We start from the raw sequence: 25,010 nt of genomic DNA, 5'->3' as shown, positions 1-25,010 counted from the left end.
AGCCTGCGGCAGCGGCTACATCGGTTCAGACAAACCGCCGTAAAAACTCGATCTGCTGCCGATACGCCGTCTCCTGCACCACCGGCATCAGGCGCACCTCGCTGCCCGGCAGGCATTGCGCCAGCCGCGCCAGCGCCAGGGGCGTCAAGGCTCCCAGCCGTGGATACCCGCCAATGGTCTGCCGGTCGTTGAGCAGGACAATCGGCTGGCCGTCCGGCGGCACCTGGATCGCCCCCAGGGGAATACCCTCGGAGATCATCGGCGCCCCTTGATAGCGCAGCTGCGGCCCCAGCAGACGCATGCCCATGCGATCGGCGCGGCTGTCCAGGGTCCAGGCGCTGAAGGCATCGAACAGGCTCTGCCCGCTGAACTGGCCGATCTGCGCCCCGAGAATCACCTCCAGCGGCGCCTTCGATTGCAGGTCCGGCAGTTGCTTGCCCGACAGTTCCTTGAGGTTCACCCCTGCCCCGGAATACTCCAGCCGCGCGCCCTCGGCCAGCGGCCGGCCGAAACCGTCGAGCCCGCCCAGTTCCTCGCGGACCACGCTGGCGCAACTGCCCAGCACCTTGGGCGCATTGAAACCGCCGGGCGCCGCCAGATAGGCCCGCGCGCCCAGGTACGGCTGGGTGAAACGCAGCCGCTGGCCTTTTTGCAGGATAAAACTGCGCCCCGGGCTGAGCGGACGCTCATCGATACAGGCCCCCAGGTCGGCCCCCGCCAGCGCCAGCAGGCACAGCTCCTCGGCGACCATGCTGAAGCCGCCCAGGGTGATCTCGATCACCGGCGCATCCAAAACGTTGCCCAGCAGCCAGTTGGCCCAGGACATCGACACCCAGTCCAGCGCGCCACCCTGGGTCACGCCCAGGTGCCGCACGCCAAAGCGACCGGCGTCCTGCAACAGGCACAGCGGTGTGCTGGCTTCGATCGTCAGGCGGCTCATGCCGGCACCTCCAGTGGCGTGTCGTCGCCGCCCAGGCGGATGAATTCGGCGTGTTCCACCGCGGCGAAACGCACGCTGTCGCCCGGTTGCATCAGGCTGTAGCCGTCGCGCTCGCGATCGAACAGCCGGCTTGGTGTGCGCCCGATCAGGTTCCAGCCACCCGGCGACACCACCGGATAAGCCGCGGTCTGCCGCTCGGCAATCCCCACGCTACCGGCCGCCACGCGCTTGCGCGGCGTATCCAGGCGCGGCGCGGCCAGCACTTCGTCCACCAGCCCCATAAAGGCGAAACCCGGCGCAAACCCCAGGGCGAACACCTGGTATTCACGCTCACTGTGGCAACGGATCACCTCGCTCACCGACAGGCCACTGCGTCGCGACAACAGGCTCAGCTCGGGGCCAACGCTGAGGTCGTACCAGACCGGCAGCACATGGCGCTGGCCACCGGTGCGCGAGTCCGGAGTCAGGTCGGTCAGCGCCACATCGATCAGCTCCCGGGCCTGGGACGGGCTCAAGGCCCGCAGGTCGTAGTGCACCATCAGCGTGGTGTAGGACGGCACCAGGTCGATCAACTGCCCGCCGAAGGCTGCCCGCAGGCGCTCGCTGGCGGCGAGCATCCACGGCATGTTGGCCTCGGCGATGGCATCGAACAGGCGCACCATCAGGCAATCGATGGCCACCACTTCAAGGCGTATTTTCATGCTGGCAACTGCGCAAGGGCCGCGCGGATACGCTGCACGGCGGCCACCGAACTGGCGTTGTCGCCGTGCACGCACAGGGTATTGGCCTGCAGGTGCAAGGCGCTGCCGTCGCTGGCCAGCAGCGCGTTGCCACGGGCGATGGTCAAGGCCTGGGCAATGATCTTTTCCGGGTCGTGATGCACCGCCCCTGGCAGTTGCCGCGACACCAGATGGCCGGCGTTGTCGTAGGCGCGGTCGGCGAAGGCTTCGAACCACAGGGTCACGCCGAACTCGTCGCCCAGGGCCTGGGCCGCGCTGTTGTCACGGGTGGCCATCAGCATCAACGGCAGCTGCCGGTCGTAGGCGGCCACCGCCTGGATCACCGCGCGCAACTGCGCTGGGTTGGCCATCATGTCGTTGTACATGGCGCCATGGGGTTTGACGTAGCTCACCCGGCTGCCCTGGGCCCGGCAGATACCGTCGAGGGCGCCGATCTGGTAATGCAGCAGGTCCTGCAGTTCCTGGGCGCCGTAGGCCATGGAACGGCGGCCGAAACCGGCCAGGTCCTGGTACGCAGGGTGCGCGCCGATGCGCACGCCATTGGCCAGGGCCAGGCTGACGGTCTTGCGCATGATGCTCGGGTCGCCGGCATGGAAACCGCAGGCGATGTTGGCGCAATCGATGAACGGCATCACCTCGGCATCCAGGCCCATGGTCCAGTTGCCAAAGCTTTCGCCGATGTCGCAATTCAATAACAGGCGGCTCACGGTCAGTGCTCCTGTAGCGTTTGTCGTTTTGGCTGCGGGGATCGCGGTGGGATGCCCACAGATTATCAGTTAGCGCGCTTCGAGTTGCTTGCCACGGGTTTCCGGCAGGCTCAGGGCCGCCAGCACCACGATGCCGTAGGACACGGCGGCGAAAGTGCCGATGGCCGCGCCCAGTGGAATGTGCTGGCTGAGCAGGCCGATCAGCAGCGGGAACAAGGCTGCCAGCGCCCGGCCGCTGTTGTAGCAGAAGCCCTGGCCCGAACCGCGGATCCGCGTGGGGAACAGCTCGGTCAGGAAGGCGCCCATGCCGCTGAAGATCCCCGAGGCGAAGAAGCCCAGGGGGAAGCCCAGCCACAGCATCACTGCGTTGCTCACCGGCATTTGCGTGTACAGCAGGACGATGGTGAAGGAGCCGGCGGCGAACAGGATGAAGTTCTTCTTGCGCCCGAGAATATCGGTCAGATAGGCGCTGATCACATAGCCCACATAGGAGCCGAAGATCACCATGGCCAGGTAGCCGCCGGTGCTCAGCACGCTCAAGCCCCGCTCGGTCTTGAGGAAGGTCGGCAGCCAGAACGTGATGGCGTAGTAGCCGCCCTGGGCGCCGGCCGCGAGCAGCGATGCGCGCAGGGTGGTGCTGAGAATGCCGGGGGCGAAAATCTCGTAGAAACGCGAGGGGTTGTCAGGCACTTCCCGGGCCCGGGTTTGCCGGTAGACCTCCGGGTCCTTGACCAGGCGACGGACGAAGATCACGAAGATCGCCGGCAGGATGCCCAGCAGGAACAGGGCGCGCCAGGCTTCTTCCGGCGGCAGCAGGGAATACATCAGCGCATACAGCAGTGCCGTGATGCCCCAGCCCAAGGCCCAGCCGGACTGCACCATGCCCACCGCCTTGCCGCGGTTTTCCGCGCGGATCACTTCGCCGATCAGCACTGCGCCGGCGGTCCACTCACCGCCGAAACCGAAGCCCATCAGGGTCCGGGCGATCAACAACTGCTCGTAGTTCTGCGCCAGGCCACAGAGGAAGGTGAAGAAGGCGAACCAGAGCACGGTCAGTTGCAAGGTGCGCACCCGGCCGATGCGATCGGACAGGATGCCGGCGATCCAGCCGCCCAGGGCGGAGGCCAGCAAGGTGCTGGTGTGGATCAGGCCGGCCTCGGCGGAGCTGATGCCCCACAGCGCAATCAGGGTCGGGATGACGAAGCTGAGCATCTGGGTGTCCATGCCATCCAGGCCGTAACCGGCCTTGCAGCTCCAGAACGTGCGGCGTTCCTGCTGGTTGATGTCGCGGTACCAGTCGAAGGGGCCGGCGCGGCCTTTGGCCTTGCTGGCGGCGAGCGTGTCGGGCGCACTCATGGCAAATCTCCACCTTGGTTTTATTGGTATTGTTCTGGGCCCCGACGACGCTTATCGTGAGACGCAGCGATTTTTGGCGCCCGCGCCCTGCCCCGTCCAACTAATAAAAACCGCCTCCAGACATAAGAAAAGTTGATCGCATGAACCTCAAGTTCCTTGAAACCTTTGTCTGGGTCGCGCGCCTGAAAAGCTTTCGCCTGACCGCCGACAAACTCTTCACCACCCAGGCGTCGATCTCCAGCCGCATCGCCGTGCTCGAGGGCGAACTCGGGGTGAAGCTGTTCCTGCGCGACTCGCGCGGCGTGACCCTGACCCCGGAAGGCCTCAAGGTGCTCGACTATGCCGAGCAGATGATGGACACCATGCAGGCGCTCAAGCAGTCGATCGAGACCCGTTCGAGCAAGATCGGGCGGATTCGCATCGGCGTCATGGACACGGTGATCCACACCTGGCTCAGCCCCCTGGTGGCGCGGATGATGGACAGCTATCCCCAGGTGGAAATCGAGCTGGTGGCCGACACCTCGCTGAACCTCTGCGACCAGTTGCAGAAAGGCTTTCTCGACCTGGTCCTGCAAACCGACCTGCTGCGCCAGGAATCCATTCGCAGCCTGGAACTGGCCTGCCACCCGATGGGCTGGATAGTCGCCAGCCACTCGATCTACAACCGCGAGTACGCCAACCTGGCCGAGCTGGCCCGGGAACGCATCATCACCTACTCGAAGAACTCCCTGCCGCACCAGGAAGTGCTGAGCCTGATGCAGGCCAACGGCGTGAGCGCGCCACGGCTCAACTGCGTGAACTCGGTGTCGGCCATCACTCGCCTGTTGCGCGACGGTTTCGGCATCGGCGCCTTGCCGCCGGTACTGGTCAGCGAAGAGCTGGCGCGCGGCGAACTGACCCTGCTGACCATCGACCAGCGCCCGCCGAACCTGCAGGTGGTGGTGTCGTGGCGGGTGGGTGTCGAACTGGTGGAAGAGGTGGTGGTGCTGTGCCAGCAGGTGCTGGAGCAATATGCGCGCAAGGTGGGGCCGGACTATATCGTGCTGGCGGGCTGATCCACCGCGAAGGCCTTTGCAGCCGCTGCCGAAGGCTGCGAATGCGGGCGCAGCCTGCGTGAATCGGCTCGATGAGGGGTTGTGGGCCAGCCATCTTTGCGGTTGCTGCGCAACCGATCGCAGCCTGCGGCAGCGGCTACAGGGATCGCGGCGTCCGTGTAGCCGCTGCCGAGCCTGCGAGGCTGCGAACGGCAACGCAGTTGCCGCACAACCTGCATCCGCGATCTGCCTGGAAAAACGCGTCGGCTGGTTTACGACGGCTGCGCCGTCGATCGCAGCCTGCGGCAGCGGCTACGGTCACAACCCCTTCAGGTCACGCTCTTCGATCGGCCGGCTCTGGCGCAGGCGCTTGCCGCCGAGCACCACCCAGTCGATCAGGCGATACAGACACTCCAGGCCGAACGACAGCAGCAAGGCGCCACTCATGGCCCAGATCATCGCCTCCGGGGTCAGCAGGATCTGGTAGCTGTAGCCGTTCCAGGTTTCCTTGCGGATATCCGGGTCGGCGGCCAGCACCACTTGCAACAGGCGGATGTACCAGGGGCCCTGCATGGCCTGGAACTGCTTGTCCAGGGCGCGCTGGCGAACCAGAAGATTGCCCAGGCTGTCGGCATCGCTGCGGAACACCGGATCGTCGCTGGCCCGATAGTGGGCGACCAGCGCCTGCAGATCGCCCTTGAAGAACTGGTTGGCGGTGCCCTGGAACCCCTGAAGGCTGGCCTGGGCCTCGATCAGGTGAGCCTCGACACGCTTGGCGTAATCGTTGATGAACCCCGGCACCTGGACGCCGATCAACAGGCCGGCCGCAAACAACACCAGCCGCAGATAACTGAGCAACATAGGGGATGTCCTTATTCGGTCTGGCCGTGCAGCACGCATTCACCGCGCCGCCACAGGCTCCATTGGCCCGGCTCGTAGCGAGTCCAGGTTTCGTTTTCGGTCAGGGGTTCGGTGGCGATCACCGTCACCACGTCGTTGGGCGTGGTTTCCGCCTGGAAATCGACGATCACGTCGACATCCTTCAGGCGGGCCGGACCAAAGGGCGCACGGCGGGTGATCTGCGCCAGCTTGGTCGAGCAGTAGCAGAACAGCCAGTCGCCATCGCTGAGCAGGCAGTTGAACACGCCCTTGCTGCGATATTCGGCGCAGGCGGCCACCAGCGATGGCAGCAATTCCTCGACTTCCACCGGCTCGGGAAAGGCTTCGCGCACCCGGTTGAGCAGATCGCAGAAGGCCGCTTCGCTGTCGGTATCGCCCACCGGACGATAGAAGCTGATGGCCGGCTGGAAGTCCGCCAGCTGGCCGTTGTGGGCGAAACACCAGTTGCGCCCCCACAGCTCGCGCACGAACGGATGAGTATTGGACAGGCAGACCTTGCCGACGTTGGCCTGGCGAATGTGGCCGATCACCACTTCGCTCTTGATCGGGTAGCGCTGCACCAGGTTGGCCACTTCCGACTCGCTGCTCGCCGCCGGGTCCTGGAACAGGCGCAGGCCACGGCCCTCGTAGAACGCGATGCCCCAGCCGTCGCGATGCGGGCCGGTGCGCCCGCCACGCTGCATCAGCCCGGTAAAGCTGAACACGATATCGGTCGGTACATTGGCGCTCATGCCCAATAACTCACACATGCTCGGACTCTCGCTTCAATGCGTGTTACAGACGCGGCTCGATCCGCGAACGCTGGGGGTTGCTGGGCACTGGCGGGCGGCCATAACGATCGTCGCCGGCGCCGCCGAAAGGCTGGTCGTCCGGCTCTTCGGCGCGGGCCGCGGCCTTGGCGGCCTCGGCCTGTTCCTTGCGGGCCTTGGAGGCGCGCTCGATCGGCCAGCGGATCAGCACGAACACCAGGTAGATGCCGAAGGCGATGACGCCGTACATGAACAGGTCGGAAACCGCGCGCCAGGCGTTGTTGCCGACCTTGAACAGCATGTCCAGGGCGGTGATGGCCACGGCCGGGGCGAACATCTCCTTGGCCGGGTCGACCACGGTCGGGCTGAACAGCAGCACCGCCACCAGCACGCGCAGCGGTTCGCGCAGCCAGCGCCACATCCAGCGGGTCAGGCGCATCCACACCAGCAGGCAGCCCAAGGCGGCGAAGGCGTAGAGCCCCCAAGCGATCAGATAGTCGTTCTCGGTCATGGTGTCCATGGCAAGGCAGGCAAAGAGGCGCTTATGATAACGGCTTTTCGCATGTCAGGCTGCACCGCCGTCTGCGCGCCCTTAATTGTCACCGCCCCGAGAGCCCTTCATGCCCGTATCCGCCCACGTCACCAGCGCCCCGATCGCCCGCAAGGCCGAAGGCCCGGACCCGTACGCCTGGCTCCAGGAGCGCGACACCGACGCCGTGCTCGATTACCTGAAGGCCGAAAACAGCTACCAGGAAGCCGCCCTCGCCGACCAGGCGGCGCTGCGCGAAACCCTGTTCCAGGAAATCAAGGGACGGATCCTCGAGACCGACCTCTCGCTGCCTTCGCCCTGGGGCCCGTACCTGTATTACACCCGCACCACCGCCGGCGACGAATACGCCCGGCACTACCGCTGCCCGCGCCCGGCCGACGACAGCCTGAGCGTCGACGAAAGCCAGGAACAACTGCTGCTGGATCCGAACGAGCTGGCCAAGGGTGGATTCTTCTCCCTCGGCGCCTTCAGCATCAGCCCCGACCACCAGCGCCTGGCCTACAGCCTCGATACCAGCGGCGAAGAGGTCTACACCCTGTTCGTCAAGGAACTGTCCAACGGCAAGGTCAGCGAGCTGGCGTTCAGCGATTGCGACGGCAGCATGACCTGGGCCAACGACAGCCTGACCCTGTTCTTCGGCGAGCTGGACGACACCCATCGCCCGCACAAGCTGTTCCGCTATCGCCTGGACGGCACCGCCGCCGAAGAGGTGTTCCATGAGCCGGACGGGCGTTTCTTCCTCCATTGCTACCGCTCAAGCTCGGAGAAACAGCTGCTGCTGTCCCTGGGCAGCAAGACCACCAGCGAGGTCTGGGTACTCGACGCCGCGCAGCCGCAGCACGCCTTCACCTGCCTGGCGCCGCGGGTCGAGCACCATGAGTACGACGTCGACCACGGCCTGCTCGACGGCCAGTGGACCTGGTTTATCCGCAGCAACCGCGACGGCATCAACTTCGCCCTCTACCAGGCGCCGGACCTGGGCACGGTGCCAGGCCAGGCCGACTGGCAGAACCTGATCCCCCACAGCGACAGCGTGATGCTCGAAGGCCTGAGCCTGAACGACTCGGCCATGACCCTGAGCCTGCGCGAAGGCGGCCTGCCGATCATCGAGGTGCACCCCGAGGGCCTGCCGGCCTATCGCGTGCAACTGCCGGATGCGGCCTACAGCCTGCATGTGCAGAACAGCCTGGAGTTCGTCAGCCAGCGCATCCGCCTGCGCTACGAAGCGCTGAATCGCCCGGCGCAGATCCGCCAGCTGGAACTGGCCGGCGGCGGACAGAAAGTGCTCAAGGAAACCCCGGTGCTGGGCGTCTTCGACCCGGATGCCTATGTCAGCCAGCGCCTGTGGGCGACCGCCGCCGATGGCACCCAGGTGCCGATCAGCCTGGTGATCAAGCGCGAGGCCCTGGGCCGGCCGGCACCGCTGTACCTCTATGGCTACGGCGCCTACGGCGAAAGCCTCGACCCGTGGTTTTCCCATGCGCGCCTGAGCCTGCTGGAGCGCGGCGTGGCCTTCGCCATCGCCCACGTGCGTGGCGGCGGCGAACTGGGCGAAGCCTGGTACCGCGCCGGCAAGCAGGAACACAAGCAGAACACCTTCAGCGACTTCATCGCCTGCGCCGAACACCTGATCGCCCAGGGCCTGACCACTTCCGGGCAACTGGCCATCAGCGGCGGCAGTGCCGGCGGCCTGTTGATCGGCGCAGTGCTCAACCAGCGCCCGGAGCTGTTCAAGGCGGCGATCGCCGAGGTGCCGTTCGTCGATGTGCTCAACACCATGCTCGACCCCGAGCTGCCGCTGACCGTCACCGAGTACGACGAATGGGGCAACCCGGAGGAGCCGGAGGTCTATGCGCGGATCAAGGCCTACGCGCCCTACGAGAATGTCGAGGCCAAGGCCTATCCGGCGACCCTGGTGATCGCCGGCTACAACGACAGCCGTGTGCAGTACTGGGAAGCGGCCAAGTGGGTGGCCCGGCTGCGCGCCACCAAGACCGACGACAACCTGCTGCTGCTCAAGACCGAGCTGGGCGCCGGCCATGGCGGCATGAGCGGGCGTTACCAGGGATTGCGTGACGTAGCGCTCGAATATGCATTTGTTTTCAAGATTCTGGGCATCGCCTGAGGAACTCCGGCCGGCGCTCCTGTCTTAAACACAGGACCGCCGGCCCCCGGCCATACCGACCGCAACAGACACAAGAAAAAGACCGTGACGACATGCCAGAACCCACCTTGTTGAACAACGAAATCCGCGACTGGCTGATGGACTGCGGATTGTTCGATCAGCTCTTGCCGGCCGACTTCAATGCCGCCGCCGGTTACTTCAGCATCAGCAGCATCGCCCAAGGCCAGGAGATCTTCCGCGAAGGCGACGCCGGCAGCTTCATGTGCATCATCCATTCCGGCCAGGTGGCCGTGCAGAAGACCAACAGCGAAGGCGTGCGGGTGACCATCGCCACCCTGCGCAGCGGTCGGGCCTTTGGCGAGATGGCGGTGCTCGATGGCGAGCGGCGTTCGGCCACCTGCGTGGCCGCCAGCGATTGCCGGCTGCTCAACCTGGGCAAGGACTCGCTGGAAAAAATGCTCAACGACGCACCGAAGATCGCCGCCAAGATCATCCGCGCCCTCGCCGTGTCACTGTCCAAGCGCCTGCGTATGGCCGACGGGCAACTGCTGTCGCAACAAGTCTAGCCACCCGGCGTCTTGGTTTTCGTCCCGTTCTGCTCCAACCCTGGCAAGGTCTGATCCTTCGGCGGCTTGGGCATGTCGATCGGCGGCAGCAAGGGCGCACCGCCATGGGCCGTGGCCTTGGGGGTGCTGGGGGGCGTGATCTGCGGATAAGGGGTCGGGGTCGCGGTGCCGGGCGAGCCGGCGGCGGGAACCGGAGTCACGGGCACGGCCTGCAGTTCCTCGGCGTGCACGGCGCTCATCGCGAGCGCCGCACTTAGCAAGAGCGCTGTGCGGGCAATGACCGTTAGAATAGTGCGCTTCATCAATGGCTCCATCGCTATTGTCAGCCCTCAGGCTACTCCCAACCGGGCCGGTTTGCCTTCCTCATTGAGACCCTCATGAAACGTTTCGTTCTGCTGGACACCACCCCGATTCCCGAAAATGGCGGTGCCTTGTGCCTGTTCGAATACGGCGAGGATTTTGTCATCAAGATCCAGGGCGGCGACGGCGGGCAACTGATGAACACGCGCATGCACGGCTCCGAAGACGCCCTGGCGGAAATCCCCTGCCGCAAGGTCGCCGGGCGCCCGAATTCGCGGGTGCTGATCGGCGGCCTGGGCATGGGTTTCACCCTCGCCTCGGCCCTCAAGCACCTGGGCAAGGGCGCCGAAGTGGTGGTCGCCGAGCTGGTGCCGGGGGTGGTGGAATGGAACCGCGGGCCGCTGGGGGAAAAATCCGGCCGACCGCTGCTCGACCCGCGCACGGTGATCCGCATGGAAGACGTGGCCAAGGTGCTGCAGGCCGAGCCCCAGGGGTTCGACGCGATCATGCTCGACGTCGACAACGGCCCCGAAGGCCTGACCCAGAAAGCCAACAGCTGGCTGTACTCCGCCGCCGGGCTGGCGGCCTGCGCCCGGGCCCTGCGGCCCAAGGGCGTGCTGGCCGTGTGGTCGGCCAGCGCCGACAAGCAGTATTCCGACAAGCTGCGCAAGGCCGGCTTCAAGGCGGAGCAAGTGCAGGTCTTCGCCCATGGCAACAAGGGCACCCGCCACACCATCTGGATTGCCGAGAAGCTCAAGGCCTGAGCTAAACTTGGCTCATTACCGTCATTAGTCTTTGCATAAAGGTGAACCCATGAGTTCGACCAACACGTCCAAGCTCGACCGCATCCTCGCCGACGCCCAGCGCGACCGCGAGATGGGCTACCGCGACAAGGCCCTGAAGATGTACCCGCACGTCTGTGGGCGCTGCGCCCGCGAGTTCTCCGGCAAGCGCCTGAGCGAGCTGACCGTGCACCACCGCGACCACAACCACGACAACAACCCGCAGGACGGCTCCAACTGGGAACTGCTGTGCCTGTACTGCCACGACAACGAACACTCGCGCTACACCGACCAGCAGTACTTCGGCGAAGGCTCCCTGAGCACGCCGAAAGTCGCCAAGGCCACCCACAACCCCTTCGCCGCGCTGGCGGGGTTGATGAAGAAAGACGAAGAGTAACCTTCGTCCTCTGCGGTCCAACTGGACCGGCCTCTCGCGGGCAAGCGGCGCACCGGCAGACACTGATCCTGCAGGTGCGCCGCTTGCCCGCGATGCGTTTGCCGGATCCAACCGCCGGCCGACAATCCCCGTATAATCGCGATTTTTCTCGAAGGCACCCCGCTCGTGGCAAACAAAAGGTACAGCTGCATTGGTTTGTATAACCCCAAGTCACCGGAGAACGTCGGTTCGGTGATGCGCGCCGCCGGCTGCTATGGCGTCGCGTCGGTGTTCTACACCGGCAAGCGCTATGAACGGGCCCGCGACTTCGTCACCGACACCAAGAAGGTCCACCAGGACATTCCGCTGATCGGCATCGACGACCTGAAGAAGATCCTGCCCCTGGGCTGCGTGCCGGTGGCGGTGGAACTGGTGGAAGGCGCCCGCTCGCTGCCGGAGTACACCCATCCGGATCGCGCGCTGTACATCTTCGGCCCGGAAGACGGCTCCCTGGACAAGGACATCCGCGACTGGTGCGAAGACGTGGTCTACATCCCGACCACCGGTTGCATGAACCTCGCCGCCACCGTCAACGTGGTGCTCTACGACCGCCTGGCCAAGGGCAACAACACCCGCTCCGGTCCTAAGTTTTAAGCGCTGTTCTGAGCGCTGTTCCGAGTTCGCGGCACATTCGATGGAACAAGCGACGCGCCAGCGCAGTCAGCTTTATATCCATCCCCCCTGGAGACAGATCATGAGCGACAGCAAACAACTGGAACCCATCGCAACCACCCCTTTCCAGAGCCCAGCGGAGCAGAACGTACAAGGCTGGGAGCGCATCGGCTCGCTGGCCGGCGGCGTGGTGATGGTCGGCAAGGGCCTGCGCCGTGGCGGTGTGTTCGGCCTGATCCAGGTGGCCATCGGCGGGGTCGCCCTGGCCCGTGGCATCACCGGCCACAGCTCGGCGAAAAGCCTGCTGGAGAAAAGCCGCCAGGACATGCAGAACGTGCGGGCGAAGATCGAGCGCGCCGGCGCGGAGCTGAAAACCCTCAAGGCCAATGCCGAGGCGGCGAAGCGTACCGCGACAGGCAACGATTCGCTGAAATCGCCCAAGGCCGGGGTCTGATAGTCGGACGCGAAACTCGTGTTGAATGACAGGACGCTATCGCGAGCAAGCTTCGCTCCTACAAAAGCTGTGCTGCCCTGTAGGAGCGAAGCTTGCTCGCGATGACCGCAAAGCGGTCGATTCCACTAGCGCAACAAATCGCTGTCGAGCACCTTCGACGAGCCGTCCAGCACCGTCTCGCTGAGCTGGATAAACTCCTTGGTGCTGACACGCTCCAGATGCATCACCGCCCGAGTCACATCATCCAGCGAACGCTTGTTGCGGGTCTTCAGGCGGATCTCCCGATCCAGCTCCTGCAACAGCAGCACGGCCCTGGCCACCACCGACGCGTCCACCTGCTCGCCGCGCAGGCTGCCGACGCCGTGGCCGCTCTTGGCCAGCCGAGCCTCCAGGGCCTGATAACGCTCGTCGCTCATGCCGCCGGCGCGGCGCATCAATTCGATGGCGTAGTACTCCGCCAGCCCTTCGCCGATCCAGTCACTGCGCTCGCTATCGTTGATCCGGGCAAAGGCCTGGATCACCTCGCGCAACAGCGGGCTGGTGCCGCTCTCGCTGACCAGCGGCAGGCGGCTGTGCAAGAACAGCGAATCGTGTCCGGCCAGGCTGCCGCGCCACATCGGGTCGGCCGCGCCGACGATCAGCAACTTGCTTGGGTGGCGGGGAAAGGTCGCCTGGATCTGCGGCCAGACGAAGGTCAGCAGGGTCAGCACATCCATGCGTCGCATGCCCTGCCCTTGCGGCGAGGCCACCGTGACTTCGGTTTCCCCCAGCCGGGTGCGGCGGCTGCCCAGGGCGCCGGCCAGCATCCAGCCGGTGGGCCGGTCGAACAGGCGCGCGGGGTTATCGATACGGAAACGGTTCTTGCCGATCCGCGGCCAGGCGGTCTCCACGCTTTTCCAGCCCGCGGGCGACTCGAACTCCAGGCGCGACACCAACTCGATGCCGTCCTGCTGGTCGAGCTTCGCCGCCGGCACCAGCGTGTCGCCACGCAACAAGGCCCAGTGCGGGGTCATGCGGCTGTCGAAGCTGTCTTTCTTCAGGCTGTGGCTGATCCGCACCCGGTAGCTGAGGCTGGCCTTGCCGCTGGCCGGGCGCCATATGCCACGCTGCAGCGCGGAAGGCTTGGCCGCGTCGGACTGCCATTGGCCATCGGCCTTGAAGTTGCTGTAATCGCCATGCTTGCCCAGGTTGAAATCCAGGCTGCGCACCGCCGCGCCGTCCGCCAGGGTCAGGCGCACTTCCGCCTGGTCGCTCTGCGGCAACAGACGCACGTGGTAATCCAGATCGACTTTTTTCGCCGCCCACCCCGGCGCACTGAGCACCAGCAGCCAGCCGGCCAGCGCCAGCCTTGCCCCCACAGCCATACACACTCCTTCGTGAAACAACCTTGAACGCGAGCGCGGCGTACCTTCAGCCGGCGCGGAAAATCAGATGATCTTCCCAGTCCTCTTCGGCCACGCTGCCTTCGGCGAGCATGCGTCCGGATTGGGAAATACGCTCGTGGTGCACCGCATCGCGGTCACCGCACACCAGATGGTGCCAGAGCGGCAGGTCCTTGCCTTCGCTGACCAGGCGATAACCGCAGGTCGGCGGCAGCCATTTGAACTCATCGGCCTTGCCCGGGGTGAGCTGGATGCAATCCGGCACCGAGGCGCGGCGGTTGGCGTAGTCGCTGCACTGGCAGGTCTTCAGGTCCAGCAGTTTGCAGGCGATGCGGGTGTAGTAGACGCTGTTGTCTTCTTCATCCTCGAGCTTCTGCAGGCAGCACAGGCCACAACCATCGCACAACGACTCCCACTCCTCCTGATCGAGTTGTTCGAGGGTTTTACGGATCCAGAAGGGTTCAACTTTGGCGGCCATGGCTCAGGTAATCGGTATCGGACAGGGAAAAGGCCGCCAGTCTAGTGCCCAAGGCCGCGCGGGCCAAGCGCTGGCGACTGTCGGTAAGGCACTACTTGTCAGGCCGCATGCGGCGCAGTAGCTTTGCCTGTCGCAAAGCCCTATGTCCGCGTGCCAGGAGCTGAACGAAAAGTCGGCGAGCGAAGGTCAGGCAAGGCAAAAACAGGCGAGGAACGGCCGGGGTCGCGCCCGACTGTAGGGGCCTACATGAGCATTCCGAGCCTGTTTTTAACGCAGCATGACCTGCGTAGCGCCGAAGGCGCCCAGCGCGCAGCCACTTTTCGTTCAGCTCCTAACGCTCGACCGCGTCGCACCGGTGAACCGCCCAGGGCCAGGAAAAAACCCCATTGCTCAGTTCAACTGCGCTCGCCGGTTTATCCACATTTCATTCTCAAACGTAGCCAGGAATCTCTGTCATGAGCGCCAATCCCCGCGTTGCCGAGTACGCCATTCACCCACAGTTCACCGATCGCTGGTCGCCGCGCGCCTTCACCGGCGAGGCCATTCCCGAGGAAACCCTGCTGAGCTTCTTCGAAGCCGCGCGCTGGGCGCCGTCGGCCTACAACTCGCAGCCGTGGCGCTTCCTGTATGCGCGCCGCGACACGCCGAACTGGGAACGTTTCCTCGGCCTGCTCAACGAGTTCAACCGTGGCTGGGCGCAGCACGCCTCGGCGCTGGTGATCGTGATCTCGAAAACCACCTTCACCGCGCCCGGCGCCAGCGAAGAAACCCCGGCCCTGTGGCACACCTTCGACACCGGCTCGGCCTGGGGCCATCTGGCGCTGCAAGCCAGCATCAGCGGCTGGCACACCCACGGCATGGCCGGGTTCGACCAGGAACTGACCCGCAAGGAGCTGAAGATTCCAGAAGGTTATGCCCTGCATGCCGCCGTGGCCGTCGGCAAGCTGGGTGACAAGGCGAGCCTCGCCGAATACCTGCAGGCCCGCGAAGAGCCAAGCCCGCGTCGCCCGCTGAGCGAAACCGCGGCCGAAGGCGACTTCAGCCTGTAAGCCTGCTGCAATCCCTGTAGCCGCTGCCGCAGGCTGCGATAAGGCCCGAAGGGCCTTCCGAGGCCCTCAAGAGCACGTCTCCTTCGGAGCCGATCGCAGCCTGTGGCAGCGGCTACAGGGTCCACGCAAAAGGCGGCATCAGCCCCCTCTGCGCAGCGCCTCAATACCCCCGCGCGAAATCCACTTCGCCACGCAACGCCGCATTGGCCTGATAGGCCTGCAGGTTGTCGATGAACAGCTGCGCCATCAGGGTCGGCGAAGTCGGCGCCGAGCTGTGGCCGGTCAGCAGCAGGCCCCAGGCAGTCCAGAACGGATGGCGTTGCGGCAGCGGTTCCTGGCGACAGACGTCGATCACCGCCCCCGCCAGATGCCCTTCCTTCAAGGCTTCCACCAGATCCGCATCGACCACCGCGACACCGCGACCGACGTTGATGAACAGGCCGGTCGGCTTGAACTGCTTGAACAGCGCCGCGTCGTACAGGTCATGGGTGTGCGGGGTGTTGGGCAGCAGGTTGATCACATAATCCACCTCGCCGACCAAACGTCCCAGGTCCGCCAAGGCCGCCACTTCGATAAACGGCGCCTGCTCCCGGGCTTCGCTGGCGATGCCGTACAGCTCGACGCCGAATGGCAGCAGGAACTGCGCCACGCTCTGGCCGATATCGCCCGCACCGACGATCAGCACCTTGCGCCCGGCCAGGCTCTGGCCCGTGCGGTTATCCCACTTGCGCTCGACCTGGCTGACCAGGCGCGCGAGGACTTCGCGCTCGTGGCCGAGCATGTAGGTGAGCACGTATTCGGCCATGACCTGGCCGAAGATCCCCACGGCGCGGGTCAGCCGGTAATGACGCGGCAGGCCGTCGGCGAGCAGCGGCGTGATGCCGGCCCAGGTCGATTGCAGCCACTGTGGCTGGTGGCCCTGGCGCAACAGGGTGGCCAGCAGGTCCGGCTGGCCGAGCCAGACCGGACAGTCCGCAGCCAGCTTCGACAATTCGGCGGAATCGCCGCTGGTGAGCACTTCCAGGTCAGGTGCCAGCTGACGCAACAAACGGGCATAAATAGCGTGATCGTGTTCGGCAATCAGAACGCGCATGGTTCAAACCTTACAAAACGGTGCAGGCGGCCGCCGACGGAGTATCGCTCCATCGATCGCGACAGCCGCCAGATAGAGTCAGTTCCATTTTCAACGATGCCCTGGACAGGGCATCTACAGGTGTCCGTCAGACCGGATCATTACGGCGCAACAGCTCTTCGGGCAGGTGCTCGATGTACTCGTCCTCGGCCGGTGGCATCTGCAGGTGGTAACCCTGCTTCTCGAGGTTCTCCAGCACCTGGTGAATGTCCTCGCGCGACAGCTTGCGCTCCGGGCTCAGCACCAGGTCGAAGGCGTGCTGCGGCTTGCCGAACGCCAGCAGCAGGTTTTCCGGCACGCGCTCCAGGGCATCGCTCTTGAGCACGTAGAGGTACATCTCGTTCTTGCGCGGGCTTTTGTAGATCGAGCAGATACGTTTCATGGCTGTTCTCCGGCGGTGGCCAGGCTGTCGAGCAGCGCCTGGCCCATCAATTCGCGGCGCCAGCCACGCAGCGAATCGGGCAATTGGTAGGGTCCGTTGGGGAAGCCGCTCTTGAGTAGGCTTTCCAGGGTTTTCTTGCGCAGCATCAGTTCCGGGGCGATGCCCAGGCGCTCGGCTTCGGCCTGGCCCACGGCGCGCAGGCGCTTGAGCAGAGGCGAGGCGTCCATCGGCAAGGGCTCGGGCACCACCGGCGGCCACTGGTCGGGGCTGACGCTGGCGGCACGCTTGATCAGGCCCAGCAGGAACTCGCCGTCCTGGCGCACGGTGCGCGGGTGCATGTCTTCGATTTTCGCCAGGGCGCCAAGGCTGTCCGGCTGGCTCTTGGCCAACGGCCACAGCGAGTGCTCGCGCACGATCCGGTTGCGCGGCAAGTCCCGCGCCCGCGCCTCGCGCTCGCGCCAGGCGCAGAGTTCACGCAGGACTGCCAGCTGCGCGCGGGACAGTTTCCAGGCCAGCTTGGCCTCGCGGTAGACCTCGTAGGGGTCGACTTCGCGGCGCAGGTTGGCCACCAGCTCGGCGCCGTCTTCCAGCACCCAGTTGTATTTGTCCTCGGACAGTTTCGGCCGCAGCTGAGTGAAAACCTCGGCCAGGTGCACGGCGTCTTCGGCGGCGTAGCTGACCTGGGTTTCCGAGAGCGGACGCTGCAGCCAGTCGGAACGAGTCTCGCCCTTGGGCAACTCGATGCCCAGCACTTCCTGGACCAGCCGCGAGTAACCCATGGAGAACCCCAGGTTCAGGTAGGCGGCCGCCAGTTGCGTGTCGAACAACGGCGCCGGCAGGCTGCCGGTCAGGCGCAGCAGGACTTCGAGGTCCTCGCTGCAGGCGTGCACCACCTTGACCACCGCGCTGTTCTCCAGCAAGGCCGCCAGTGGCTGCCAGTCGTCGATGGTCAAGGGGTCGATGAGGTAAGCACGCTGGCCATCGCCAACCTGCAACAGGCCGGCGATCGGATAAAAGGTGTCGACCCGCATGAATTCGGTGTCGAGGGCGACGAATGGCAGCTTCTGCCACTCGGTGCAGAATTGACCGAGGCTATCGTTGTCGCGAATCCAGTGAATATCGATGGCCACACGGCTCTCCCTTGAAGAATGGCGCGCAGTATATATCGCCCTCGGCGATTTCTGAGCATTCACTCGACAAGAGCCTGCGCGAAATCGGCACCCGGCCACAAGAATAATCCGCCCGCCGTCGGCTAACCCTGTTTGCGCAGTACGTAAACCCGCCAGGCGGCACAGCCGGGAATGAAATCCTGGTGGCTGAGCACTTCGAATCCCGCGTCCTTGAACTCGGCCTCGACCCGCGCCCGGCTGGTCTGCCCCCATGGTTCAGGCTGCAGTTGCCGGGTGTGGTCGCCCAGCAGCCGGTCCTGCAGCCCCTTGAGACGACTGTCGATGCGCACCGCGAGGATCACCGAGTCGCGGCTGACCCGATGAAACTCGCCCAGCAACGCCAGGCGCGCCTCGCTGCTGGCGATATGCGGAAACAGTTGCAGGCAGACGATGCAATCCACCGCGTTGGCCGACAGGCCGATGCTGAACGACGAACTCTGGAAAGTCCTGACCCGCCTGAGCAGGCCGGCCGGGTGGTGGGTCTGGGCGTGGTTGAGCATGTCCTGGGACGGGTCCGCCGCCAGGATCACCCGATTACCGTGTTCGCCCAGCACCGGCCAGAAGCGCCCCGCGCCACAGGCCAGGTCGAGAATCAGCCCGGGCTCGCCCGCCACCTTCAGCGCGTGGCGGACCAGCCATTCGTCGCGCCACAGCGACAGGCGCCGCCCCAGCCCGAGCGGACGTTCGTCGCCACAGACGCGCGCATGCGCCTGGTCATAGCGCCTGGCGAACTCGAGCTCGAGGGGGGATGGAGGGTGCGCGGACATGAATCTGCTGGCTCTTGTAGGTCTTGGATGAAAAACAGGTTACCGCCCCGATCGTGAAAAAAAGGTCGAACGCCGATCAAGGCTTCATTGCCGCGCCAGCACGCCATCGACCACGCTGCCCCGGCAGCCGGCGAACAGGTCCAGGTCGGGCTGGTAAACCTGGCTGTCGACCTCCAGCAGGCCAAGCATCGAGTGGAACAGGTTGTCCTGGCTCAGCGGTTTTTCCCGGCTCAGTTGCAGGCAATGGGTGTCCACCGAGAACGCCTTCTGATAGCTGTCCGAGAACCAGGCCAGCATCGCCACGTGTTTTTGCTGCGACGGCGCAAGCATGTAGGGCGTGCCATGCAGGAACAGGTTGTATTCGCCCAGTGACTCGCCGTGGTCCGACAGATAGAGCATGGCGGTATCGACTTTGTCCTGGTTGCTGCGCAGCAGGTCGATCAGGGTCGCCAGCACGTGGTCGGTGTACAGCAACGTATTGTCGTAGCCGTTGACGATGCTCTCGCGGCTGCAATTGTTCAGGGCATTGCTCTGGCACACCGGGGTGAAGCGTTCGTATTCCTTGGGGTAGCGCTTGAAGTATTCCGGCCCGTGGCTGCCCATCTGGTGCAGGACCAGCACGGTGTCCTTGTCCAGGCTATCGATGAAATGCTGCAGGCCCTGGAGCAGGATCTCGTCGCGGCATTCGCTGTTGGCACAGAGCACCGGGTCCTTGAGGTTGCTGACATCGTCCAGGGTCACCCGGTCGCAGGTGCCCTTGCAGCCGGACTGGTTGTCCCGCCAGATCACCTCGAGCCCGGCACGCTTGAGCACGTCCAGCAGCCCTTCTTCGTTCTTCGCCTTGCTGGCGTCGTAGTTCTTGCGCCCCATGTTGGAGAACATGCAGGGCACCGAGACCGCAGTCTCGGTGCCACAGGACGACACGTCGGTGAAAGCGATCAGGCCGTTTTCCTGGCTGAGTTTCGGCGTGGTGTCGCGCTCGTAGCCCAGCACGCCGAAGTTCTCGGCCCGGGCACTCTCGCCGACCACCAGCACCGTCAGCGACTTGCGCGCGTGGTTTTGCCAGGTCGGATTGCGCTGGGCATCTTCACCGATCTTGACGAAGGGCTGGCGCGCCGAGACCACTTGCTCACGCAGGTAACCGAAGGAAGCGCCCACGTAGTTGCTCGGCACGATCATCAGGCGCAATTCATGGTGATTGCGAAACAGCGAGGCCAGCCCCTGATAGTTGGCCAGGGCGACCCCGCCAATGGCCGCCGCGCAAATAAAGGAAACCAGCAACTTGCTGAATAACTCGCGGTGCCAGCGTCGATAATTAATCGGGGTTTTCCACAATAACCAGGAAGGCAATACGCCCAGCAACAGTATATAAACAAGCAACTTCAGCGAGAGTAAGTCACGCACTTCCGTTGCATTGGTTTCGGCAAAGTTGCGAAACATTCCGGCATCTATCAGCACTCCGTACTGGTTCATGAAATAAGCTACGCCGGCACTGACCATAAACAACAGAACCAGCACCGGCTTAAGTACTCGGCGAAACGCCAGCCAGGTCAGAATGAGGTTGAAGGCGCAGAAGATCATCACCCCGAAGGCCACGCGCATGGCGATACCACGGGCGTCCGAGGCGGTAATGCTAAACAGGTGCTGCCAGAGCACAAAGTTGCAGCCCAGTAATAAAAAGGCGCAGGCAATCAGCGTCACCCATTCAGGACGCAGGGGTTTGATGTTTAGCATGATGATCGGCGTGTTCCTTGAAAGAAGTGCGTCGTCAACATGCCCGTTATTCAATGACTGCCCACGACAGCACGAACTTTAGGTAGCCGACCATCAACGTTTCGTGAAAAAGAAGCCAACAAATAGTTGGCATGGCCCTTTGCCAAAACTTTTTCGGCGAAAACAATCCGCAACGCCCTGGCAAGCGATGCGCCTTGCCCCGTTCGAGCCCGGCGCAAATAATGAGCCGCCCTCGGCCACTCCCTCGTCATCAAGGATCGACCGCATGAAAGCACGCCTCCTGCTCTGCTCGCTGCTGACCCTCAGCGCCCCGGCATTTGCCGCACCCAACGCCTCGCACCTGGACCAGGTCATCGAACGTGGCCACCTGAACGTCTGCACCACCGGCGACTACAAGCCCTACACCTACCTGCGCGCGGACGGTGCCTACGAAGGCATCGATATCTCGATGGCGCAGTCCCTGGCGCAAAGCCTGGGAGTCGAGGTGAAGTGGGTGAAGACCACCTGGAAAACCCTGATGCCGGACTTCCTGGCAAACCAGTGCGACATCGCCGTGGGCGGTATTTCCGTGTCCCTGGAGCGGCAGAAGAAAGCCTTCTTCAGCGACACCCTGGGCGTCGACGGGAAGATCCCCCTGGTGCGTTGCGCCGACAAGCAGCGCTACCAGACCGTCGAGCAGATCAACCAGCCTTCGGTGCGCCTGATCGAGCCACCGGGCGGCACCAACGAAGTCTTCGCCCGGGCCCACCTGCCCAAGGCCAGCCTGACCCTGTTTCCTGACAACGTGACCATCTTCGAGCAACTGCTGGAAAACAAGGCCGACGTGATGATCACCGACGCTTCCGAAGCGCGCTTCCAGCAGAAGCTCAAGCCGGGGTTGTGCGCGGTGAACCCCGAGCGGTACCTGCAATACAGTGAAAAAGCCTTCCTCCTGCCACGGGACGACGTCGCCTGGAAAAGCTACGTCGACCAGTGGCTGCACCTGAGCAAGGCCACCGGCTTCTACACCGGCGTGGTCAATCAGTGGCTGGCGGCGCCCACGCCCTGAGTCGTCAGCAGCTCGCGAAAAGCCTGGCACGCGGCGCTGCGATAGGCGCCCTTGCGCCCCAGCAACGCCACGCTGCGGGGCGCCAGGGCCGGTTGCAGGAGCACCGGGCGCAGGCCCGGCTGTTCCTGGGTGATGGCCAGCGGCAGGATGGTCGCCAGTTGCCCGCGGCGGACGATCTCGACAATGGCGCCGATGGAGTTGGCTTCGATGGCGATGCGCGGCGTGATCCCCTGCTCGCGGCAATAACGGTCGATATGCTGGCGGGTGGCGAAATCACCGCTGAGCAACACCAGCGGCTGCCGCTCCAGCTCGGCCGCCGTCAGCTGCCGCGGTCGCTCGGGCTGTTGCTCGCGGCTCACCATCAGGCTCAGGCTCTCCTCGAACAACCACTGGCTGTCGATGTCCGGCAGGTGCTGCCCGGCAAAGGCGATGCCCAGGTCCAGGCGATCTTCGGCCAGGGCCGCTTCCAGCCGGTCCTGGGTCATTTCTTCGAGGCTCAGGGCGATTCCCGGATAACGCTGGTTGAAACGGGTCAGCAGCGGCCCCGCCAGGTAAGTGATGAAAGTCGGGGTCATGCCCAGGCGCAACGATCCGCGCTGCAGATCCTGCACGTCATGCATCGCTCGCTTGGCCGCCTCCAGCTCCTGCAGGGCCCGCCGCGCATAACGCATATAGGCCTCGCCGGCGTCGGTCAGGCGCACGGTGCGCCCCGAACGATCGAACAGCGGCGCGCCGAGGCTGTCCTCCAGCTGCTTGATCTGTTGCGACAGCGTCGGCTGGGACACGTGCAAGGCTTCGGCGGCGCGGGTGAAGTTGCAGTGCTCGGCGACGGCCAGCAGGTAACGGATATGGCGTAGCAGCATGCTGGACTCCAAACTATAGGCAGTACTTATGGAGATCATAACAAGCCGGTCTTGGACGCTATAGCTTAAATTTTCCATCCTTGCACCATCAGCGATGCAAGGAGAACCACCATGCAGCACATCATCGACGGCTTCCTCAAGTTCCAGCGCGAAGCCTTTCCCAAACGCAGCGAGCTGTTCAAACAACTGGCCACCACCCAGAACCCGGGCACCCTGTTCGTCACCTGCTCCGACAGCCGGGTGGTGCCGGAACTGCTGACCCAGCAGGAACCGGGCGATCTGTTCGTGATCCGCAACGCCGGCAATATCGTGCCCTCCTACGGGCCGGAACCGGGCGGCGTGTCGGCCACCGTGGAATACGCAGTGGCCGTGCTCGGGGTTAGCGACATCGTGATCTGCGGGCATTCGGACTGCGGCGCCATGACCGCCATTTCCACCTGCAAATGCCTGGACCACCTGCCCGCCGTGGCCAGCTGGCTGCGCCATGCCGAGTCGGCCAAGGTGGTCAATGCCGCCCGCAGCCATGCCTCGGACGAGGCACGCCTGGATGCCCTGGTGCGGGAAAACGTAATCGCCCAGCTGGCTAACCTGAAGACGCATCCGGCGGTCGCCCTGGCCCTGGAACAGGGCCGGCTGAACCTGCACGGCTGGGTCTACGACATCGCCAGCGGCGACATTGCCGCGCTGGATGGCCCGAGCCAGGGCTTCGTGTCCCTGGCCGAACACCCCGACACCTGCGCCTTGGTCGGCAAACCGCGACACGCGGCTTGAGCGCTGCCTTTCTTAACAGCTTCTTTTCAACAGCTTCTGTTCAACAACTCGTTCAACAACCGCTTCACCATCCCCAAAGAGGAACTCCACATGCTGCAATCCCAATTCGCCCAAGCCCCACGCCTGGCCCTGGCCGACACCATCATCGATGCCAAGGCGCGCAAGAACCTGTCGTGGCAACAGCTCACCGACGGCACCGGCCTGAGCCTGGCCTTCGTCACCGCTGCCCTGCTCGGCCAGCACGCCTTGCCGGCCGCGGCCGCCGACCTGGTCTGCAGCAAACTCGACCTGGACCAGGACGCCAGCCGCCTGCTGCAAAGCATCCCGTCGCGCGGCAGCATCCCCGGCGGCATCCCCACCGACCCGACCGTGTACCGCTTCTATGAAATGCTCCAGGTCTACGGTTCGACCCTCAAGGCGCTGGTCCACGAGCAGTTCGGCGACGGCATCATCAGCGCCATCAACTTCAAGCTCGACATCAAGAAAGTCGAAGACCCGGAAGGCGGTTCCCGCGCGGTGATCACCCTGGATGGCAAGTACCTGCCGACCAAGCCGTTCTGATCCCCGCCCCTGTAGGAGCGAGCTTGCTCGCGATAGCTGCGCAGCAGCGGTGTATCCGACGCTGCGCGTTATCGTTGCGGATTGATCGCGAGCAAGCTCGCTCCTACAGGGATATGCATCCACGGCAGTATTTAGTTTTTAAATACTGTCGCTGACTTTCTGATTTGCCGGCCTTGCGCCGGCCATCGCCTAATCAGCGCCTGAATTGTTCAAGGCCTGGTTATGGAAAACGTTCGTGCGACAACCCGTCCCGCCTTCTGGCTGATGCTCAGCGTGATTCTGGTGGCCTTGAACCTGCGGCCATCGATGGCCGCTGTCGGCCCCCTGCTGTCCGGCATCCGTGGCGATATCGCCCTGAGCTTCAGCGGCGCCGCGCTGCTGACCATGCTGCCGGTCATGGCCATGGGCCTGGCGATGTTCTTCGGCGTGCGCATCGGCCAGCGCCTGGGCGAGCACCGCAGCGTGGTGGTTTCGCTGCTGGTCATTGGCCTGGCCACCCTGTCACGGTTGTTCCTCGATTCGGCCGCCGAGCTGATCCTCAGCGCCGTGCTCGCCGGCCTCGGCATCGCCCTGATCCAGGCGCTGATACCGGCGCTGATCAAGTCGCGCTTTCCCGACAATGTCTCGCTGTTCATGGGTCTGTACGTCACCTCGATCATGGGCGGTGCGGCGGTCGCGGCGTCCTTCGCCCCGCTGGTGATGAGCCGCACCGGCAGCTGGCGCCTGGGCCTGGCGATCTGGGCGGCGCTGGCGGTCCTGGCGCTGCTGTTCTGGTACGCGCAACAGGCGGCCATGCCGAAACTGCCGGGCGCCGCGACCCACCACGAAGCCTTCGCCAGCAACCGCCGCGCCTGGCTGCTGGCAATCTTCTTCGGCCTGGGCACGGCGTCCTACACCTGTGTCCTGGCGTGGCTGGCCCCCTACTACGTGGAACAAGGCTGGAGCGAACAGAACGCCGGCCTGCTGCTGGGTTTTCTCACCGCCATGGAAGTGGTCTCGGGCCTGGTGACGCCGGCCATCGCCAATCGCAGCCAGGACCGCCGCCTGGTGTTGGTGGCGCTGCTGATGCTGATCATCGCCGGCTTCTGCGGGCTGATTCTCAGCCCGCAGCACCTGAGCCTGCTCTGGCCGTGCCTGCTCGGCCTGGGTATCGGCGGCTTGTTTCCCATGAGCCTGATCGTGTCCCTCGACCACCTGGACAATCCGCGCCGCGCCGGTGGCCTGACCGCCTTCGTGCAGGGCATCGGCTACCTGATCGCCGGCCTGTCGCCGCTGCTCGCCGGGATCATCCGCGACCGCCTGGGCAGTTTCGAATGGGCCTGGTGGTCGCTGACCGCGATCATGGCGCTGATGATCCTGATGGTCCTGCGCTTCGATCCGCGGCACTACCACCGCCACTTCCAATGACCCGGGACACGCTCCG

The 25,010-nt window shown here is 64.6% G+C and carries 28 protein-coding genes; 12 read left to right on the top strand and 16 right to left on the bottom strand.

From position 1 onward, the window contains the following. Nucleotides 1-25: 25 nt before the first annotated feature. From J4D28_RS18465 to J4D28_RS18450, 4 genes are all read right to left on the bottom strand, one after another. Nucleotides 26-940: a biotin-dependent carboxyltransferase family protein gene (locus J4D28_RS18465; protein WP_103331389.1), complete on the bottom strand. Its 915-nt coding sequence runs from the start codon at nt 938-940 to the stop codon at nt 26-28. After that, entirely contained in the window at nt 937-1,641 is a 705-nt protein-coding gene (locus tag J4D28_RS18460) for an allophanate hydrolase subunit 1 (protein WP_103331390.1), read from the bottom strand. Before J4D28_RS18460 ends, J4D28_RS18465 begins: the two co-directional genes overlap by 4 nt. Beyond that, complete coding sequence (locus tag J4D28_RS18455) at nt 1,638-2,387, bottom strand: 5-oxoprolinase subunit PxpA (protein ID WP_103331391.1); 750 nt, start codon at nt 2,385-2,387, stop codon at nt 1,638-1,640. The genes J4D28_RS18460 and J4D28_RS18455 overlap by 4 nt, the downstream gene beginning before the upstream one ends. Nucleotides 2,388-2,456: 69 nt before the next feature. Further along, nucleotides 2,457-3,743, bottom strand: coding sequence for an MFS transporter (locus J4D28_RS18450; RefSeq protein WP_103331392.1), 1,287 nt, complete (start codon nt 3,741-3,743; stop codon nt 2,457-2,459). A 140-nt stretch (nt 3,744-3,883) separates the two neighbouring features. On the opposite strand from J4D28_RS18450, the gene J4D28_RS18445 reads away from it, so the two are divergent. Then, a complete protein-coding gene (locus J4D28_RS18445) occupies nt 3,884-4,798 on the top strand; it encodes a LysR family transcriptional regulator (RefSeq protein WP_103331393.1) in 915 nt (304 codons plus the stop codon). A gap of 297 nt (nt 4,799-5,095) precedes the next feature. On the opposite strand, the gene J4D28_RS18440 is transcribed toward J4D28_RS18445, so the two are convergent. From J4D28_RS18440 to J4D28_RS18430, 3 genes are read right to left on the bottom strand one after another with little or no spacing between them, the layout of a single operon-like run. Next, nucleotides 5,096-5,638, bottom strand: a complete 543-nt coding sequence (locus tag J4D28_RS18440) for a DUF2937 family protein (protein WP_038630922.1) — start codon at nt 5,636-5,638, stop codon at nt 5,096-5,098. A gap of 11 nt (nt 5,639-5,649) precedes the next feature. Next, nucleotides 5,650-6,426, bottom strand: a complete 777-nt coding sequence (locus J4D28_RS18435) for a class II glutamine amidotransferase (RefSeq protein WP_016703228.1) — start codon at nt 6,424-6,426, stop codon at nt 5,650-5,652. A gap of 25 nt (nt 6,427-6,451) precedes the next feature. Continuing rightward, nucleotides 6,452-6,946 (bottom strand): hypothetical protein, encoded by a 495-nt coding sequence (locus J4D28_RS18430; RefSeq protein WP_009047575.1) that lies wholly within the window; start codon nt 6,944-6,946, stop codon nt 6,452-6,454. A 100-nt stretch (nt 6,947-7,046) separates the two neighbouring features. Between J4D28_RS18430 and J4D28_RS18425 the strand changes: the two genes are divergently transcribed. Both J4D28_RS18425 and J4D28_RS18420 read left to right on the top strand, forming a co-directional pair. After that, nucleotides 7,047-9,101, top strand: a complete 2,055-nt coding sequence (locus J4D28_RS18425) for a S9 family peptidase (RefSeq protein ID WP_103331394.1) — start codon at nt 7,047-7,049, stop codon at nt 9,099-9,101. Nucleotides 9,102-9,193: 92 nt separating this feature from the next. Further along, nucleotides 9,194-9,667 (top strand): cyclic nucleotide-binding domain-containing protein, encoded by a 474-nt coding sequence (locus tag J4D28_RS18420; protein ID WP_103331395.1) that lies wholly within the window; start codon nt 9,194-9,196, stop codon nt 9,665-9,667. Here J4D28_RS18420 and J4D28_RS18415 read toward each other — a convergent pair. Next, a complete protein-coding gene (locus J4D28_RS18415) occupies nt 9,664-9,969 on the bottom strand; it encodes a hypothetical protein (protein ID WP_009047572.1) in 306 nt (101 codons plus the stop codon). The two genes, J4D28_RS18420 and J4D28_RS18415, sit on opposite strands and share 4 nt — an antisense overlap. Nucleotides 9,970-10,044: 75 nt before the next feature. On the opposite strand from J4D28_RS18415, the gene J4D28_RS18410 reads away from it, so the two are divergent. From J4D28_RS18410 to J4D28_RS18395, 4 genes are all read left to right on the top strand, one after another. Beyond that, on the top strand, nt 10,045-10,731 hold the full coding sequence (locus tag J4D28_RS18410; RefSeq protein WP_009047571.1) for a hypothetical protein: 687 nt from the start codon (nt 10,045-10,047) through the stop codon (nt 10,729-10,731). A 49-nt stretch (nt 10,732-10,780) separates the two neighbouring features. Beyond that, the gene (locus J4D28_RS18405; protein WP_009042617.1) at nt 10,781-11,146 is read left to right on the top strand and encodes a YajD family HNH nuclease; all 366 of its coding nucleotides are present in this window, start codon (nt 10,781-10,783) and stop codon (nt 11,144-11,146) included. A gap of 165 nt (nt 11,147-11,311) precedes the next feature. Then, nucleotides 11,312-11,779, top strand: a complete 468-nt coding sequence (locus tag J4D28_RS18400; protein ID WP_007926908.1) for an RNA methyltransferase — start codon at nt 11,312-11,314, stop codon at nt 11,777-11,779. 100 nt (nt 11,780-11,879) lie between these two features. Next, nucleotides 11,880-12,251, top strand: a complete 372-nt coding sequence (locus J4D28_RS18395; protein WP_009047570.1) for a DUF2892 domain-containing protein — start codon at nt 11,880-11,882, stop codon at nt 12,249-12,251. Nucleotides 12,252-12,376: 125 nt separating this feature from the next. On the opposite strand, the gene J4D28_RS18390 is transcribed toward J4D28_RS18395, so the two are convergent. Continuing rightward, entirely contained in the window at nt 12,377-13,615 is a 1,239-nt protein-coding gene (locus J4D28_RS18390; protein WP_103331396.1) for a hypothetical protein, read from the bottom strand. Nucleotides 13,616-13,661: 46 nt separating this feature from the next. Next, nucleotides 13,662-14,111: a YcgN family cysteine cluster protein gene (locus J4D28_RS18385; protein ID WP_007926912.1), complete on the bottom strand. Its 450-nt coding sequence runs from the start codon at nt 14,109-14,111 to the stop codon at nt 13,662-13,664. A gap of 455 nt (nt 14,112-14,566) precedes the next feature. Between J4D28_RS18385 and J4D28_RS18380 the strand changes: the two genes are divergently transcribed. Continuing rightward, on the top strand, nt 14,567-15,160 hold the full coding sequence (locus J4D28_RS18380; RefSeq protein ID WP_009047568.1) for a nitroreductase family protein: 594 nt from the start codon (nt 14,567-14,569) through the stop codon (nt 15,158-15,160). A 160-nt stretch (nt 15,161-15,320) separates the two neighbouring features. Here the strand turns inward: J4D28_RS18380 and J4D28_RS18375 are convergent, their stop codons facing one another. The 5 genes from J4D28_RS18375 to J4D28_RS18355 form a co-directional block, all read right to left on the bottom strand. After that, the gene (locus J4D28_RS18375) at nt 15,321-16,253 is read right to left on the bottom strand and encodes a D-2-hydroxyacid dehydrogenase (RefSeq protein WP_028681865.1); all 933 of its coding nucleotides are present in this window, start codon (nt 16,251-16,253) and stop codon (nt 15,321-15,323) included. A 127-nt stretch (nt 16,254-16,380) separates the two neighbouring features. Continuing rightward, nucleotides 16,381-16,674: a YcgL domain-containing protein gene (locus J4D28_RS18370; protein WP_009047566.1), complete on the bottom strand. Its 294-nt coding sequence runs from the start codon at nt 16,672-16,674 to the stop codon at nt 16,381-16,383. Next, entirely contained in the window at nt 16,671-17,804 is a 1,134-nt protein-coding gene (gene rnd / locus J4D28_RS18365) for a ribonuclease D (protein ID WP_009047565.1), read from the bottom strand. The genes J4D28_RS18370 and rnd overlap by 4 nt, the downstream gene beginning before the upstream one ends. A gap of 122 nt (nt 17,805-17,926) precedes the next feature. Then, nucleotides 17,927-18,610, bottom strand: coding sequence for a class I SAM-dependent methyltransferase (locus J4D28_RS18360; RefSeq protein WP_009047564.1), 684 nt, complete (start codon nt 18,608-18,610; stop codon nt 17,927-17,929). 84 nt (nt 18,611-18,694) lie between these two features. After that, nucleotides 18,695-20,344 carry a phosphoethanolamine transferase gene (locus tag J4D28_RS18355; RefSeq protein ID WP_009047563.1) on the bottom strand — a complete coding sequence of 550 codons (1,650 nt, stop codon included), beginning with the start codon at nt 20,342-20,344 and terminating at the stop codon, nt 18,695-18,697. Between the two features lie 265 nt (nt 20,345-20,609). Here J4D28_RS18355 and J4D28_RS18350 point away from each other — a divergent pair, with 265 nt between their 5' ends. Continuing rightward, nucleotides 20,610-21,392, top strand: a complete 783-nt coding sequence (locus tag J4D28_RS18350) for a transporter substrate-binding domain-containing protein (protein ID WP_009047562.1) — start codon at nt 20,610-20,612, stop codon at nt 21,390-21,392. On the opposite strand, the gene cynR is transcribed toward J4D28_RS18350, so the two are convergent. Continuing rightward, nucleotides 21,365-22,255 carry a transcriptional regulator CynR gene (gene cynR, locus J4D28_RS18345; protein ID WP_009047561.1) on the bottom strand — a complete coding sequence of 297 codons (891 nt, stop codon included), beginning with the start codon at nt 22,253-22,255 and terminating at the stop codon, nt 21,365-21,367. The genes J4D28_RS18350 and cynR overlap by 28 nt on opposite strands. A gap of 111 nt (nt 22,256-22,366) precedes the next feature. Here cynR and J4D28_RS18340 point away from each other — a divergent pair, with 111 nt between their 5' ends. The 3 genes from J4D28_RS18340 (at nt 22,367) to J4D28_RS18330 (ending at nt 24,994) form a co-directional block, all read left to right on the top strand. Further along, the gene (locus J4D28_RS18340; RefSeq protein ID WP_009047560.1) at nt 22,367-23,026 is read left to right on the top strand and encodes a carbonic anhydrase; all 660 of its coding nucleotides are present in this window, start codon (nt 22,367-22,369) and stop codon (nt 23,024-23,026) included. Nucleotides 23,027-23,116: 90 nt separating this feature from the next. Continuing rightward, complete coding sequence (gene cynS / locus J4D28_RS18335) at nt 23,117-23,587, top strand: cyanase (protein ID WP_009042607.1); 471 nt, start codon at nt 23,117-23,119, stop codon at nt 23,585-23,587. Between the two features lie 222 nt (nt 23,588-23,809). Continuing rightward, nucleotides 23,810-24,994, top strand: coding sequence for a cyanate transporter (locus J4D28_RS18330; RefSeq protein WP_009047559.1), 1,185 nt, complete (start codon nt 23,810-23,812; stop codon nt 24,992-24,994). Nucleotides 24,995-25,010 lie beyond the last annotated feature (16 nt).

The sequence above is a fragment of the Pseudomonas sp. GW531-T4 genome (genome assembly GCF_017349615.1).
Lineage (GTDB): Bacteria > Pseudomonadota > Gammaproteobacteria > Pseudomonadales > Pseudomonadaceae > Aquipseudomonas > Aquipseudomonas chlororaphis_I.
The sequence above is the reverse complement of the archived record's forward strand: the minus strand, read 5'-3'. Positions and strand labels throughout refer to the sequence as shown.

Bases quoted from the DNA above. Each gene is read 5' to 3' on its own strand.
- J4D28_RS18465 (WP_103331389.1), bottom strand. From the start codon at position 940: ATGAGCCGCCTGACGATCGAAGCCAGCACACCGCTGTGCCTGTTGCAG.
- J4D28_RS18460 (WP_103331390.1), bottom strand. From the start codon at position 1,641: ATGAAAATACGCCTTGAAGTGGTGGCCATCGATTGCCTGATGGTGCGC.
- J4D28_RS18450 (WP_103331392.1), bottom strand. From the start codon at position 3,743: ATGAGTGCGCCCGACACGCTCGCCGCCAGCAAGGCCAAAGGCCGCGCC.
- J4D28_RS18445 (WP_103331393.1), top strand. From the start codon at position 3,884: ATGAACCTCAAGTTCCTTGAAACCTTTGTCTGGGTCGCGCGCCTGAAA.
- J4D28_RS18440 (WP_038630922.1), bottom strand. From the start codon at position 5,638: ATGTTGCTCAGTTATCTGCGGCTGGTGTTGTTTGCGGCCGGCCTGTTG.
- J4D28_RS18435 (WP_016703228.1), bottom strand. From the start codon at position 6,426: ATGTGTGAGTTATTGGGCATGAGCGCCAATGTACCGACCGATATCGTG.
- J4D28_RS18430 (WP_009047575.1), bottom strand. From the start codon at position 6,946: ATGGACACCATGACCGAGAACGACTATCTGATCGCTTGGGGGCTCTAC.
- J4D28_RS18425 (WP_103331394.1), top strand. From the start codon at position 7,047: ATGCCCGTATCCGCCCACGTCACCAGCGCCCCGATCGCCCGCAAGGCC.
- J4D28_RS18420 (WP_103331395.1), top strand. From the start codon at position 9,194: ATGCCAGAACCCACCTTGTTGAACAACGAAATCCGCGACTGGCTGATG.
- J4D28_RS18415 (WP_009047572.1), bottom strand. From the start codon at position 9,969: ATGAAGCGCACTATTCTAACGGTCATTGCCCGCACAGCGCTCTTGCTA.
- J4D28_RS18410 (WP_009047571.1), top strand. From the start codon at position 10,045: ATGAAACGTTTCGTTCTGCTGGACACCACCCCGATTCCCGAAAATGGC.
- J4D28_RS18405 (WP_009042617.1), top strand. From the start codon at position 10,781: ATGAGTTCGACCAACACGTCCAAGCTCGACCGCATCCTCGCCGACGCC.
- J4D28_RS18395 (WP_009047570.1), top strand. From the start codon at position 11,880: ATGAGCGACAGCAAACAACTGGAACCCATCGCAACCACCCCTTTCCAG.
- J4D28_RS18390 (WP_103331396.1), bottom strand. From the start codon at position 13,615: ATGGCTGTGGGGGCAAGGCTGGCGCTGGCCGGCTGGCTGCTGGTGCTC.
- J4D28_RS18385 (WP_007926912.1), bottom strand. From the start codon at position 14,111: ATGGCCGCCAAAGTTGAACCCTTCTGGATCCGTAAAACCCTCGAACAA.
- J4D28_RS18380 (WP_009047568.1), top strand. From the start codon at position 14,567: ATGAGCGCCAATCCCCGCGTTGCCGAGTACGCCATTCACCCACAGTTC.
- J4D28_RS18375 (WP_028681865.1), bottom strand. From the start codon at position 16,253: ATGCGCGTTCTGATTGCCGAACACGATCACGCTATTTATGCCCGTTTG.
- J4D28_RS18370 (WP_009047566.1), bottom strand. From the start codon at position 16,674: ATGAAACGTATCTGCTCGATCTACAAAAGCCCGCGCAAGAACGAGATG.
- J4D28_RS18360 (WP_009047564.1), bottom strand. From the start codon at position 18,610: ATGTCCGCGCACCCTCCATCCCCCCTCGAGCTCGAGTTCGCCAGGCGC.
- J4D28_RS18355 (WP_009047563.1), bottom strand. From the start codon at position 20,344: ATGCTAAACATCAAACCCCTGCGTCCTGAATGGGTGACGCTGATTGCC.
- J4D28_RS18350 (WP_009047562.1), top strand. From the start codon at position 20,610: ATGAAAGCACGCCTCCTGCTCTGCTCGCTGCTGACCCTCAGCGCCCCG.
- cynR (WP_009047561.1), bottom strand. From the start codon at position 22,255: ATGCTGCTACGCCATATCCGTTACCTGCTGGCCGTCGCCGAGCACTGC.
- J4D28_RS18340 (WP_009047560.1), top strand. From the start codon at position 22,367: ATGCAGCACATCATCGACGGCTTCCTCAAGTTCCAGCGCGAAGCCTTT.
- cynS (WP_009042607.1), top strand. From the start codon at position 23,117: ATGCTGCAATCCCAATTCGCCCAAGCCCCACGCCTGGCCCTGGCCGAC.
- J4D28_RS18330 (WP_009047559.1), top strand. From the start codon at position 23,810: ATGGAAAACGTTCGTGCGACAACCCGTCCCGCCTTCTGGCTGATGCTC.